The following is a 13,278-nucleotide window of genomic DNA, read 5'->3' on the forward strand; positions in this document are numbered from 1 at the left end:
ATTTGCCTGGCGGCACTAGCGCGGTGGTCCCACCTGACCCCATGCCGAACTCAGAAGTGAAACGCCGTAGCGCCGATGGTAGTGTGGGGTCTCCCCATGTGAGAGTAGGGAACTGCCAGGCATCAAATTTAGCGTGCTGATATGGCTCAGTTGGTAGAGCGCACCCTTGGTAAGGGTGAGGTCCCCAGTTCGACTCTGGGTATCAGCACCACTTTTTAGGTTAAAGTTCGGCACGTTGTAAAGAATTTGCCTGGCGACAATAGCGCGGCGGTCCCACCTGACCCCATGCCGAACTCAGAAGTGAAACGTCGTAGCGCCGATGGTAGTGTGGGGTCTCCCCATGTGAGAGTAGGGAATCGCCAGGCATCAAATAAAGCAGAAGGCCCAGTCGAAAGACTGGGCCTTCTGCTTTTGTGTTATCTGTTATCTGTTGATAAACAGTCCTGCCACCAGGGGGAAACCCGTCAAAGTCGATTTGCTCGTAATGCAGCAAGGGACAGAGAGTTTATTTGCCCGGTTGTCATGTGGATGATGCGCAGAAGAGCAGATACAGGTTCGACGCTAGCCCCAGTATCTGCTGGTCGGGGGTGAATTAGCGGGTCAGTGCGACGATCCCTAACGTGAGGCCGGCTACCGCGGCGGCTCCCCCGGCGATCGCGCCTGCCGTGTCCCAGTTGTCTTCTGTTGTGCCCTTCATACAGGTATTGGTGTGGACTAAGCGGCCTTGCGAGTCATAAACCGGCACGCAGGGAGAGTCATGGGCACAGCCTGCCAGCAGAGAGGCCAGCAGCGCCACGATTAAATACTTTTTCATGATATTACCTCTGGATAATCCGCAGGGTTGTACTGAAAGCCAGTGCAGAACGGAATGGCTTATTTTATCACCGCGGATTGTCCGGCCCGGATGCCGAAATCATCTCAATATATGAGCCACGTAAATATCGTGAAGATAAGCAGGGGAATATGCAGAAAAGATGGAGAGAAAGATCGTCTCCCCGCGCTGCCGCACGCGATAGAGGTTGTCAGGTAGCGGGAAGCTGAGCGGGTTGCTAATATGCCAGGCGAAAAAAAAGCGCCCGCAGGGGGCGCCTTTAAAACCAGGCCGGGTTATTCTGCGTGCCGGGTAAAACGTCGTCTGACGACCACAAAGAAGACCGGAACAAAGAAGATCGCCAGCAGTGTCGCGGTTAGCATCCCGCCCATGACGCCGGTACCTACCGCATTCTGCGCCCCGCTGCCGGCACCATGGCTAATCACCAGCGGCATGACTCCGAGAATAAAAGCCAGAGAGGTCATCAGAATGGGTCGCAGGCGCATCCGCGATGCCTCCAGGGTTGCTTCAATGATCCCTTTCCCCTCTTTCTCCATCAGATCCTTGGCGAATTCGACGATCAGGATCGCGTTCTTCGCCGACAAACCGATCGTGGTCAGAAGGCCTACCTGAAAGTACACGTCATTATTCAGCCCACGCAGCGTGGCGGCTAACAGCGCGCCGATCACCCCCAGCGGAACCACTAACATGACTGAGAATGGAATCGACCAGCTCTCATACAGCGCCGCCAGGCACAGGAAGACGACAATCAGCGAGATGGCATAAAGCGCGGGAGCCTGGTTGCCGGAAAGGCGTTCCTGGTAAGACATCCCGGTCCAGTCGTAACCAATGCCGCTCGGCAGCTTACTGGCCAGCGCTTCCATCAGCGCCATGGCTTCCCCGGTACTTTTACCCGGCGAGGCTTCACCGAGGATTTCCATGGAGGGTAAACCGTTGTAGCGTTCCAGACGCGGCGAGCCATAAATCCAGCGCGAAGTGACGAAGGCGGAGAACGGGACCATTTCGCCATTGGCGCTACGAACATACATATTGTTAATGTCGCTCGGCAGCATACGGAAATGGGCATCAGCCTGGACGTACACTTTCTTGACGCGACCACGGTCAATAAAGTCATTGACGTAGTACCCGCCCAGCGCGGCTGATATCGTTTCATTGATATCGGAGAGCGATACGCCCAGCGCCTGCGCTTTTTCCTGGTCGACATCCAGTTTGAACTGCGGCGTATCTTCCAGCCCATTAGGCCGTACCCGCACCAGCTGATCCGGATGCTGTTTCACCATGCCCAGCAGTTGATTGCGCGCCTGCGTCAGGGCGGTATGACCTAGCCCGCCCTGGTCGATCAGCTCAAAGTCGAAGCCGGTGGCGGTACCCAGCTCAATAATGGCAGGCATGTTGAACGGGAAAACCATGGCGTCCTTGATCTGGCTGAAGGCCACGGTGGCTCGCTTGATGATGGACTCCACGCTGTTTTCATCACCGCTGCGCGCTTCCCAGGGTTTCAGGCTGACAAACGCCATGCCGGAGTTTTGTCCCTGACCGCTGAAGCTGAAGCCGTTAACGGTAAAGACGCTGTCGACGTTAGCCTTCTCGTTATGCAGATAGTAGTCGGTCACGGTATCCAGCACTTTCTGTGTCCGCTCCTGGGTGGCGCCGGAGGGCAGCTGGATCATGGTCAGGAAGACCCCCTGGTCTTCATCGGGTAGAAAGGATGTCGGGAGACGCATAAACAGCACGGCCATTCCCACGACGATCAGCAGATAGATCACCAGGTAACGGCCGGTTCCACGCAAAATACCGCTGACGCTGTTGGTGTAGTGGTTAACGCTCTGGTCAAAGCGGGCGTTAAACCAGCCGAAGAAGCCTTTTTTCTCATGGTGTTCGACCGAGGACGGCTTTAACAACGTGGCGCAGAGCGCTGGCGTCAGGACCAGGGCAACCAGCACGGAGAGCGCCATGGCGGAAACGATGGTGATCGAAAACTGGCGATAAATCGCGCCGGTGGAACCGCCGAAGAAGGCCATCGGCACGAATACCGCAGAGAGCACCATGGCGATACCCACCAGCGCCCCCTGGATCTGCGACATCGACTTTTCCGTCGCTTCTTTTGGCGAGAGTTTTTCCTCAACCATCACGCGCTCAACGTTTTCCACTACGACGATAGCGTCATCGACCAGCAGACCTATCGCCAGCACCATGCCAAACATCGTCAGGGTGTTGATGGAGTAGCCAAACATCGACAGTACGGCGAAGGTGCCCAACAGCACGACGGGCACGGCAATGGTCGGAATGAGCGTTGCGCGCATGTTCTGCAGGAACAGATACATGACAAGGAAGACGAGAATAATCGCTTCAAATAGCGTTTTGACCACTTCGTGAATAGAGATTTTAACGAAAGGGGTCGTATCGTACGGATAGACCACCTTCATTCCCTGGGGGAAGTAAGGCTGCAGTTCGGCCAGCTTCGCTTTAATCGCCGTGGCGGTATCCAGCGCGTTGGCGCCGGTCGCAAGCTTAATACCCAGACCAGAGGCGGGCTTACCGTTAATTCTGGCGACGACGTTGTAGTTCTCTCCGCCCAGCTCAATGCGGGCGACATCTTTCAGATGGACGACAGAGCCATCGGCATTGACCCGCAGCGTGACCTTGCCAAACTCCTGCGGATCTTTAAGCCGCGTCTGGGCAATGATCGACGCATTGAGCTGCTGGCCTTTTAGCGCTGGCGTACCGCCCAGCTGGCCGGCGGCGATCTGATCGTTCTGAACCTGCAGCGCATTAATGACATCCACTGGCGTCAGGTTGTATTTGTTCAGCAGGTTGCCATCCAGCCAGATGCGCATGGCGTACTGTGCGCCAAACAGCTGGACATCGCCCACACCGTTGAGGCGGCTGATGGGATCTTTAACATTAGAGGCGACATAGTCGGAAATATCGTCCTGGGTAGTGACCGGGTTATCAGAGATAAAGCCGGCCACCAGCAGGAAGCTGCTGCTGGACTTTTCTACGCTAATTCCCTGCTGCTGGACTTCCTGAGGCAGCAGCGGGGTGGCCAGCTGCAGTTTGTTTTGCACCTGCACCTGGGCGATATCCGGATCGGTGCCGGACTTAAAGGTAAGCGTGATGGTTACTGAGCCGGCGGAATCGCTGGTCGACGACATATACATCAGGTTGTCGATACCGTTCATGTTCTGCTCAATAACCTGAGTGACCGTGTCCTGCACGGTCTGGGCATCCGCACCGGGATAGGTAGCGGAGATCGCCACCGCAGGGGGCGCTATCGTCGGATACTGCGCTATCGGCAACTGCAGAATGGCCAGACCTCCGGCAATCATCATGATGATGGCCAGCACCCAGGCAAAGACTGGTCGATGGATAAAAAACTTAGACATGGCTGGGTATCCTTATTGTGCGACCGGTGCCGCATGCTCCGCTTCTGCTTTCACGGTGACGCCTGGACGGACTTTCTGTAAGCCGCTGATAATCACCTTATCGCCCGGCTTCAGCCCGCTGGTGATAAGCCACTTATCGCCCACGGCCTGGGAAGCTACCACCTGACGGGTTTCAACCTGGTTTTTGTCATTCACCAGCATGACGGAGGCATCGCCCCGCGGCGTACGGGTCACCCCCTGCTGCGGCACCAGGATGGCCTGCGGATCGGTGCCTTCATCGATGCGGGCGCGAACGAACATTCCCGGCAGCAGGACATGCTGTGGGTTAGGGAAGATAGCGCGCAGGGTAATTGAGCCTGTACTTTCATCGACAGTCACGTCGGAGAACTGCAGCGAACCCTTAAGCGGATAGGCCTGACCGTTCTCCATCACCAGCTCAACGCTTTTGGTGTCGCCGCCGCGTTGCAGGCTTTCCTGCTTAAGGCGCATGAAGTCATTGCTGGATTCCGTCACGTCGACGTAGATCGGATCGAGCTGCTGGACGGTAGCCAGGGCATCCGACTGACCGTTGGTGACCAACGCTCCCTCGGTGACGCTCGATTTACCGATGCGTCCGCTAATGGGAGAAGTCACTTTGGTGTAGGCCAGGTTGATGCGGGCGCTTTCCACGGAGGCTTTGGTGGCGATGACGTCAGCGTCGGCCTGGCGGGCGGTGGCCACCGCCTGATCGTATTCCTGCTGACTGATATACTTGGTGCCCAGCAGCGGAACGTAGCGTTTCACCGTTAAATGGGCGATGGCGGCTGCGGCTTCGGCTTTAGCCTCATCGCCCTTGGCGCTGTTCCACGCCGCCTGGTAGGTTGCCGGATCAATCTGATAGAGCGACTGGCCTGCTTCGACATCGCTTCCTTCAACAAAGTTACGCTTCAGGATGATACCGCTTACCTGAGGGCGGACTTCCGCCACGCGAAAAGCTGAAGTTCGGCCTGGCAGTTCGGTGGTGACCGACAGCGGCGCGCTGTTCACGACATGGACCGTCACCTGCGGCGCCTGGGCATGGGGTTGCGGGTTGTCCGAATTATCGCAGCCGGTAAGCAATAAGGCCGAGATAATTAAACCGGATAAAAGTGTCACTCTGGCGTGAGTTGTCATGGCGGTTCCTTATAGATTACGTGCCAAATTCGGCGGCGAATCTGTGAAAGAAAGAGGGAATTAAAAAGCAGTTTGCCATCCTACAAATAAACGCCGCTGGATGTAAGGGATACTTATTTTTGAGCAATCAGCAAGGCACGCAAAAACAAAAAAGCGCGCAGGATTTTTTTGCTATTTACCTCAATTGTAAAACTTAATAAATAGACATCAATTCAGTGAATGGGTTATTTATTAATATTATTTTGGGTAATTTATTTGGCGGCAGCTTCAGAATTAACTTGTCTGCATTTTTGCTAAAAAATATTCCATGACAAATGTTAGGTTAAGCGATCTTCAGAAAATCCTGAATAACCTGTCTGACGGGAAGGGGCTTGTATGGCTAGAAAAACGAAAGAAGAGGCGCTACGCACGCGGCAGCTCCTGATTGAGTCCGCGATCCAGCAGTTCGCCCTGCGGGGGGTGACCAACACAACCCTGACGGATATTGCTGATGCAGCGGGAGTGACCCGCGGCGCCGTATACTGGCATTTTGCCAGTAAGACTGAGCTGTTTAATGAAATGTGGCAGCAGCAGCCACCGCTCAGGGATTTGATTCAGCATAGCCTCGTAACAGAGAATGAACAGGAGCCGTTAAATGCATTGCGCGAGCGGTTTATTACCGGGCTCCGCTATATTGCTGCGAATCCTCGCCAGCGCGCGCTGATGCAAATTCTTTATCAGCGCTGCGAGTTTGCCAATGATATGCTTTCGGAAAACGAAATTCGCCAGCGCATTGGTTTTAATTATTCGCTGATTGGCGGCATGCTTCAGCGCTGTGTGCGTAACAATATATTGCCAGCCGAAACAAATATTGAAGTGATATTAATTGTTTTACACAGCGCCTTTTCCGGGCTGATTAAAAACTGGCTGCTCGATCCGCAACGCTTCGATCTTTATCAGCAGGCGCCTGCGCTGGTGGATAATGTTATGGCGGTAGTCTGTGCTGCTCATGTATCGGAGGCGCCGGTACTGCGGGCGGTGAATCAGTGATGTGTCCCGCTGTCGCAGGTAATAAAAAAGGCGCTTCCCCATGCCGAAGAGCGCCTTTTATATCAAGCAAGCAACTGACTAGTATCAGTTCATGCCGTATTTTTTCAGTTTTTTACGCAGCGTACCGCGGTTGATGCCCATCATCAGGGCAGCGCGGGTCTGGTTACCACGGGTGTATTGCATCACCATGTCCAACAGGGGCTGTTCAACTTCAGCCAGTACCAGCTCATACAGGTCATTCACATCCTGACCGTTCAGTTGAGCAAAATAGTTCTTCAGTGCCTGTTTAACCGAGTCACGCAGGGGCTTTTGAGTTACCTGATCCTGAGAGTTAACGGTAGAAACGGTCAGTACGTCAGAATTTACGCGTTGTTCGAACATAGTTCTGTCAGCTCTTTATTTCTATTACGCAAAATTTTCGAAGTATGCCTCCAACGCCTCCAGCTGTTCGCTGGCATCCTCAATGGCGTTGAATGTGCGCCGAAACTGGTCATCTGGAGCATGTTCCTGAAGATACCAGGAGACGTGTTTACGCGCGATTCGGTACCCTTTTGCCTGACCATAAAAGTCATGCAATTCCCGAACGTGCGCACAAAGCAAGCGCTTGACCTCTGCCAGCGGCAGCGGGGGCAGCAGCTCTCCAGTGTCCAGATAATGCTGGATTTCCCGAAAGATCCAGGGTCTTCCCTGAGCTGCACGGCCTATCATCAGGGCATCAGCCCCTGTATAGTCGAGCACAGCTCTGGCTTTAAGCGGGTCAGTAATGTCGCCATTCGCGATAATCGGAATGGAAACTTTCTGCTTAACTGCCCGAATACTGTCGTACTCAGCGTCTCCGTTAAACAAGCAGGCGCGGGTGCGTCCGTGAATAGTCAGAGCCTGAATGCCACACTCTTCGGCCAGTTGGGCAATCTCTACGCAGTTACGGTGTTCCGGTTCCCAACCGGTGCGAATCTTGAGAGTCACAGGAACGTCCACCGCATTCACGACCGCCGTCAGGATCGACTTCACCTGGTCGGGGTACTGCAAGAGGGCTGAACCTGCAAGCTTGCGATTCACCTTTTTCGCCGGGCATCCCATATTGATATCAATAATCTGGGCGCCGCTTTCCACGTTAATCCGCGCGGCGGCAGCCATCTCTTCCGGCACGCTACCGGCGATTTGCACGGTACGAATACCGGGCTCATCAATATGCACCATCCGTAAACGGGACTTGTCGCTCTCCCACACCTGTGGGTTAGAGGACATCATCTCGGAAACGGTTAAACCCGCTCCCATCTCGTAGCACAGCGTCCGGAATGGTCTGTCAGTAATGCCAGCCATGGGCGCTGCGATCAGGCGATTTCTGAGCTGGTGGTGTCCGATGCGCATGAGTTAAGAAATGACCATACTGTGACTGCAAGGCGGCGTATATTACGCATTTTTTGCACGAGATGAAAGGCCAAACTTTGAGCAATCCTCTGTTGCAGATCAATGAATCCGGGACTAACGTAAAAGGGATGAATAAATACTTATATTAATCATTGATTTAATGGCTGATGGATAATTTGTGTCCATTTATAAAATCATAAAACTTCTCGATTTTTCTTAGACAAACTCGCTACCAGGCGATATAAAACGCTGTTTTTATAGTCAAAAAAGTGCTCTGTAGTGCGATCTGCCTCTCATTTCCTGGCATTATTTGGTGGCTACTGGAAACAAAAATGCGGCCCACAGGCCGCATTGCACTTAGTTTTTCCGGCCGGTGATCCGGCACCACTCCTCTTTCTCGACCACCGGGTCAAGTGTGAAGATATCGGCGTAGGCTTCACAGACGCTCTCCGCCTGGCTGGCAAGGATGCCGGAAAGCCCCAGCAAACCGCCTGAAACAGGCAGGACGCTGATTAACGGCGCCAGCTCACGTAACGGGCCAGCCAGGATATTGGCGACCACGACGTCGGCTTTCATCGACTCGGGCTGGTCCTGAGGAAGATAGAGCTCCAGACGCTCAGAGACGCCGTTACGCTGTGCGTTATCGCGGCTGGCCTGAATAGCCTGCGGGTCGATATCAATGCCGATCGCTTTTGCGGCTCCCAGCTTCAGCGCGGCAATCGCCAGGATGCCGGAACCGCAGCCGAAATCAATGACCGTTTTTCCGTTGAGGTCGAGTCCATCGAGCCACTGCAGGCACAGGGATGTCGTCGGGTGCGTGCCGGTACCGAAGGCCAGACCCGGATCGAGCATCACGTTGACGGCATTTTCATCCGGAACGTCGCGCCAGCTCGGGCAGATCCACAGCCGCTCACCGAAGCGCATCGGATGGAAGTTATCCATCCATTCCCGCTCCCAGTCTTTATCTTCCAGCTGCTCGATCTTATGCGCGAATCCGGCGCCCAGCAGCGGGTGCTGCTCCAGTTGGGCAACGACCGCTTTCATATCGGTTTCGGCATCGAACAGGCCGATCACGTCGGTGTCGCCCCACAGCCGGGTTTCCCCGGGTAACGGCTCAAATACCGGCGTATCGTGCGTATCCTGGAAGGTGATCGAGACCGATCCGGCCTCCATCAGCGCATCGCTAAGATCTTCAGCGTTCGCGCCGGTGGTATTTAGTTTCAGTTGGATCCATGGCATAGCAAAACTCTTTATTTATCAGTAGTCAAAATAGGTGGCTGTGGTGCGGGACGGCCGAAACGATTCCCTGCCACAAACGCCAGTAAACTCAGCAGCAGCGCGGGAACGATCGGATGGAAGCCGAGAAACTGCACTTTCAGCGTGGCAAGTACGGCATACAGTACACCACCCACGATCATCGCGCTCAGCGCGCCAGCCGCGTTGGCACGTTCCCAATACAGGCCCAGCACCAGCGGCCACAGAAAGACGGCTTCCAGGCCGCCGAAGGCCAGCAGGTTCAGCCAGATAATCATCTCTGGCGGTCGCCAGGCCGCGAGCAGCAGCAGGACACCCAACAGGAGCGTAATGCCGGCGGACATGCGTTTTAGCCGCTTTTCGTTAGTCGCCTGATCCGGACGCCAGTTCAGATACAGATCCTTGATGATCGTAGCGGAACTTTGCAGAAGTTGGGCATTGATCGTCGACATAATCGCCGCCATCGGCGCGGCCAGAAAGATCCCTGCCGCAAAGGGCGGGAGCACTTTGACCATCAGCGTCGGGATCACCAGATCCGGTACGGTGAGGTCAGGGATCACCGCCCGACCTAACGCGCCGGCCAGGTGCATGCCAAACATCAGGATCGCCACCACGATGGTGCCGATAATGATGCCGCGATGCACGGCTTTGCTGTCTTTGTAGGAGATACAGCGCACGGCGGTATGCGGGAGGCCTATCACGCCGAAGCAGACCAGCACCCAAAACGAGGCCATAAAGGTTGGTGAGAGGATATCTTCCGCCCCCTGAGGGGACACCAGCTTGACATCGATCGACTGCAGGGTCTCTACCGCATGGCCAATCCCGCCGGCGGCGTGGATCACCCCCACCAGCAGCACGATCGTGCCGATCAGCATCACCATGCCCTGCATGGTGTCGTTGAGCACGCTGGCGCGAAAGCCGCCATAAGCGGTATACAGCGCGATGCTGATGCCGAAGATCAGCAGACCGGTATCGTAGGGAATACCCGCAGCCGTCTCCAGCAGGCGGGCACCGCCGATAAACTGGACGGTCATGGCGCCAACGAAGGCTACCAGCAGACTCAGGCTGGCCAGCCAGACCAGCAGACGACTCTGGTAGCGCGCAAACAGCATGTCATTGAGGGTGACGGCGTTGTAACGGCGCGCAAGAATGGCGAATTTTTTTCCCAGTACGCCCAGCGACAGCCAGATGGCGGGAAGCTGGATCATTGCCAGCAGCACCCAGCCCAGGCCGTATTTATAGGCGGCGCCGGGTCCGCCGATAAATGAGCTGGCGCTGATATAGGTGGCGGTTAGCGTCATGGCCAGCACGAAGCCGCCCATCGAGCGGCTGCCGAGAAAGTACTCATTCAGAAAGTTTCCTGAGGCTCGTTTTCGCATGGCGTAAAGGGATAAGCCGAACACCACCACCAGATAGGCGATCAGGGGAATAATGACCTCAAACTGCATCATCGTCCTCCAGAGGAATGTCGCGAAAAACCAGTTTGACCATCGCCCAGCACAGCAGAATAAACAGCAGCGGAACCAGCAGGCAGGCCATTTCAAACCAGTGGGGCAGGCCGGTAAAACCGATAGCCACCCCCGGCAGATAGGCGGCGGCCAGCCAGGCGGCAAGATAGAGAAGGGTCAGCCACAGCGCCCAGCGCGCTTCTTTGTGGGCCTGAACAAAGCGTTTGTCCATTTTTTGTCCCTTGAGGATGAAGAAAGCGGGGATTGTACCGCATGGTATAGATGAGGAGAGAGAAAAAGAAAAAAGGCCGGAAAATCCGGCCTTTTGCTGAGAATGCAGAATTATTTTTCCTGCAAGCCGAGTTTTTTCTCCAGATAGTGGATGTTGGTGCCACCATGCTGGAAGTTCTCGTCGCTCATAATGCGCATCTGCAGATCGACGTTGGTCTTGATGCCATCGATGATCAGCTCCTGCAGCGCATTCTTCATGCGGGCAATCGCCACGTCACGGCTTTCGCCGTAGCAGATCAGTTTGCCGATCATGGAGTCATAGTACGGCGGTACGGTGTAACCGGCGTAAATATGGGACTCCCAGCGCACGCCAAAGCCGCCCGGCGCGTGGAAACGGGTAATTTTACCCGGGCTCGGCAGGAAGGTGTTCGGGTCTTCGGCGTTGATACGGCATTCCACCGCATGGCCGCGAACCACCACTTCATCCTGCTTGATGGACAGCGGCTGACCGGCTGCGATACGCAGCTGCTCTTTGATCAGGTCAACGCCGGTGATCATTTCAGTTACCGGATGCTCTACCTGGATACGGGTGTTCATTTCAATGAAGTAGAACTCGCCGTTTTCGAACAGGAACTCAAAGGTACCCGCCCCGCGGTAGCCGATATCGACACAGGCTTTCGCGCAACGCTCGCCGATGTAGCGACGCAGTTCCGGGGTGATGCCCGGCGCCGGCGCTTCTTCGACCACTTTCTGGTGACGGCGCTGCATGGAGCAATCACGTTCAGCCAGATAGATAGCGTTACCCTGACCGTCCGCCAGCACCTGAATTTCGATGTGACGCGGGTTTTCCAGGTATTTCTCCATGTAGACCATGTCGTTGTTGAAAGCCGCTTTGGCTTCCGCTTTGGTCATGGAGATGGACTGGGCCAGTTCAGCATCGCTGCGCACAACGCGCATACCGCGACCGCCGCCGCCGCCGGAGGCCTTGATGATCACCGGATAGCCGATGCGTTTGGCATGGGCGCGGTTAGCGTCCATGTCGTCGGTCAGCGGGCCGTCAGAACCGGGTACGGTCGGGACGCCGGCTTTTTTCATGGCGGTGATCGCGGACACTTTGTCGCCCATCAGGCGGATGGTGTCGGCTTTCGGGCCGATGAAGATAAAGCCGGAGCGCTCAACCTGCTCAGCAAAGTTGGCGTTCTCAGAGAGGAAGCCATACCCCGGGTGAATTGCTACCGCGCCGGTGATCTCAGCGGCGCTGATGATAGCCGGGATGTTCAGATAGCTTTTTACGGACGGAGCCGGACCGATGCAGACCGTCTCATCCGCTAACAATACGTGTTTTAGATCGCGATCCGCGGTGGAATGCACAGCAACGGTCTTGATGCCCAGTTCTTTACAGGCACGCAGGATGCGCAGTGCGATCTCGCCACGGTTAGCGATGACAATTTTATCCAGCATGTTCGCCTCGTTACTCGATAACTACCAGCGGCTCGTCGAATTCTACCGGTTGGCCGCTTTCGATCAGAATGGCTTTCACCACGCCGGCTTTGTCGGCTTCGATCTGGTTCATCATTTTCATCGCTTCGACGATGCACAGGGTGTCGCCCACGTTAACTTTCTGGCCAACTTCCACAAACGCTTTCGCGTCCGGGCTTGGCGTACGATAGAAAGTACCAACCATCGGGGAACGTACGATGTGACCACTGATTTCCGCTTTTGCCGGCGCTTCTGCTGCTGCAGCTGGCGCGGCAGCCGCGGCGGCAGGTGCCTGAGGCTGCATCATCGGCGCAGCATAAGCCTGCTGCATAACCGGATAGCTTGCGGCCGGTGCAGAGCGGCTGATGCGAACAGACTCTTCGCCTTCAGAAATTTCCAGTTCGGAGATACCTGATTCTTCAACCAGCTCGATCAGTTTTTTAATCTTACGAATATCCATGAGTGGGTTCCGTACTCTTTGTTTAGTGTGATTGTGACAGGCGTTTTACCGCCGTCTGTAAAGCGTATGAATAGCCGTCCGCCCCCAGTCCGCAGATAACGCCAGCGGCGATATCTGACAGATACGAATGCTGGCGGAAGGGTTCGCGTGCATGCACATTGCTCAGGTGAATCTCGATAAACGGGATGTTCACGGCAAGCAACGCGTCACGGATTGCTACGCTGGTATGCGTGAACGCGGCCGGATTAATCAGGATATAGTCCACGTTGTCTTTAGCCTGATGAATTCGGTCGATTAACACATGCTCCGCGTTGGACTGCAGGTGATCCAGGCTCACATTCAGCGCCGCTGCTTCAGATGTTAAATGGTTAACAATCTCAGCCAGCGTGAGAGATCCATACTTCTCTGGCTCGCGGGTACCGAGCATGTTAATGTTTGGACCATTCAAAAGCAAAATGTGAAACTTGTCTGCCATCGTGTGGCGATCTCCTGCCATTTTCGGGTAAAAAACAACATATACCTTCAATGCGCCCTTGTCACCTTTTCAGGGTCAGAAAACCCTGTCAGGAAAGCCAAAGTCGCACATTATAACGATTTCGTAGCAATTGGCAGCTAAATACTGGTCTTATCAGGGAA

At 55.1% G+C, this 13,278-nt stretch carries 11 protein-coding genes, 1 tRNA gene, 2 rRNA genes and 1 pseudogene; 4 read left to right on the forward strand and 11 right to left on the reverse strand.

The genetic code is table 11. The features are described from left to right. Positions 1 to 5 precede the first annotated feature (5 nt). The 3 genes from rrf (GT756_RS11670) (at position 6) to rrf (GT756_RS11680) (ending at position 365) form a co-directional block, all read left to right on the forward strand. Positions 6 to 121: ribosomal RNA gene (gene rrf / locus GT756_RS11670) — 5S ribosomal RNA — on the forward strand. A gap of 14 nt (positions 122 to 135) precedes the next feature. Continuing rightward, positions 136 to 211: transfer RNA gene (locus GT756_RS11675), tRNA-Thr, on the forward strand. A gap of 38 nt (positions 212 to 249) precedes the next feature. Further along, positions 250 to 365: ribosomal RNA gene (rrf, locus tag GT756_RS11680) — 5S ribosomal RNA — on the forward strand. A gap of 227 nt (positions 366 to 592) precedes the next feature. Here rrf (GT756_RS11680) and GT756_RS11685 read toward each other — a convergent pair. The 3 genes from GT756_RS11685 to GT756_RS11695 form a co-directional block, all read right to left on the reverse strand. Continuing rightward, on the reverse strand, positions 593 to 814 hold the full coding sequence (locus GT756_RS11685; protein WP_004206262.1) for a membrane protein: 222 nt from the start codon (positions 812 to 814) through the stop codon (positions 593 to 595). A 293-nt stretch (positions 815 to 1,107) separates the two neighbouring features. After that, the gene (locus GT756_RS11690; protein WP_004206260.1) at positions 1,108 to 4,218 is read right to left on the reverse strand and encodes an efflux RND transporter permease subunit; all 3,111 of its coding nucleotides are present in this window, start codon (positions 4,216 to 4,218) and stop codon (positions 1,108 to 1,110) included. A 12-nt stretch (positions 4,219 to 4,230) separates the two neighbouring features. After that, positions 4,231 to 5,370, reverse strand: a complete 1,140-nt coding sequence (locus GT756_RS11695; RefSeq protein ID WP_049093701.1) for an efflux RND transporter periplasmic adaptor subunit — start codon at positions 5,368 to 5,370, stop codon at positions 4,231 to 4,233. Between the two features lie 375 nt (positions 5,371 to 5,745). Here GT756_RS11695 and envR point away from each other — a divergent pair, with 375 nt between their 5' ends. Beyond that, on the forward strand, positions 5,746 to 6,399 hold the full coding sequence (envR, locus tag GT756_RS11700) for an acrEF/envCD operon transcriptional regulator (protein ID WP_004206257.1): 654 nt from the start codon (positions 5,746 to 5,748) through the stop codon (positions 6,397 to 6,399). A gap of 84 nt (positions 6,400 to 6,483) precedes the next feature. On the opposite strand, the gene fis is transcribed toward envR, so the two are convergent. From fis to aroQ, 8 genes and pseudogenes are all read right to left on the reverse strand, one after another. Beyond that, positions 6,484 to 6,780 carry a DNA-binding transcriptional regulator Fis gene (fis, locus tag GT756_RS11705; RefSeq protein ID WP_000462905.1) on the reverse strand — a complete coding sequence of 99 codons (297 nt, stop codon included), beginning with the start codon at positions 6,778 to 6,780 and terminating at the stop codon, positions 6,484 to 6,486. Beyond that, positions 6,762 to 7,770, reverse strand: a pseudogene (dusB, locus tag GT756_RS11710) (tRNA dihydrouridine synthase DusB). The gene fis and the pseudogene dusB overlap by 19 nt, the downstream one beginning before the upstream one ends. Positions 7,771 to 8,127: 357 nt before the next feature. After that, positions 8,128 to 9,009: a 50S ribosomal protein L11 methyltransferase gene (prmA, locus tag GT756_RS11715; protein ID WP_064178170.1), complete on the reverse strand. Its 882-nt coding sequence runs from the start codon at positions 9,007 to 9,009 to the stop codon at positions 8,128 to 8,130. 11 nt (positions 9,010 to 9,020) lie between these two features. After that, a complete protein-coding gene (gene panF, locus GT756_RS11720) occupies positions 9,021 to 10,472 on the reverse strand; it encodes a sodium/pantothenate symporter (protein WP_017899938.1) in 1,452 nt (483 codons plus the stop codon). Continuing rightward, entirely contained in the window at positions 10,462 to 10,704 is a 243-nt protein-coding gene (locus tag GT756_RS11725; RefSeq protein WP_004206253.1) for a DUF997 family protein, read from the reverse strand. Before GT756_RS11725 ends, panF begins: the two co-directional genes overlap by 11 nt. A gap of 110 nt (positions 10,705 to 10,814) precedes the next feature. Further along, entirely contained in the window at positions 10,815 to 12,164 is a 1,350-nt protein-coding gene (accC, locus tag GT756_RS11730) for an acetyl-CoA carboxylase biotin carboxylase subunit (protein ID WP_004174096.1), read from the reverse strand. Between the two features lie 10 nt (positions 12,165 to 12,174). Further along, positions 12,175 to 12,642, reverse strand: a complete 468-nt coding sequence (accB, locus tag GT756_RS11735) for an acetyl-CoA carboxylase biotin carboxyl carrier protein (RefSeq protein ID WP_004206250.1) — start codon at positions 12,640 to 12,642, stop codon at positions 12,175 to 12,177. A 22-nt stretch (positions 12,643 to 12,664) separates the two neighbouring features. Continuing rightward, positions 12,665 to 13,117: a type II 3-dehydroquinate dehydratase gene (aroQ, locus tag GT756_RS11740; protein ID WP_160124814.1), complete on the reverse strand. Its 453-nt coding sequence runs from the start codon at positions 13,115 to 13,117 to the stop codon at positions 12,665 to 12,667. Positions 13,118 to 13,278: the final 161 nt, after the last annotated feature.

This window comes from Klebsiella sp. Q2 (genome assembly GCF_009900705.1).
GTDB classification, from domain to species: Bacteria; Pseudomonadota; Gammaproteobacteria; order Enterobacterales; family Enterobacteriaceae; genus Klebsiella; species Klebsiella quasipneumoniae.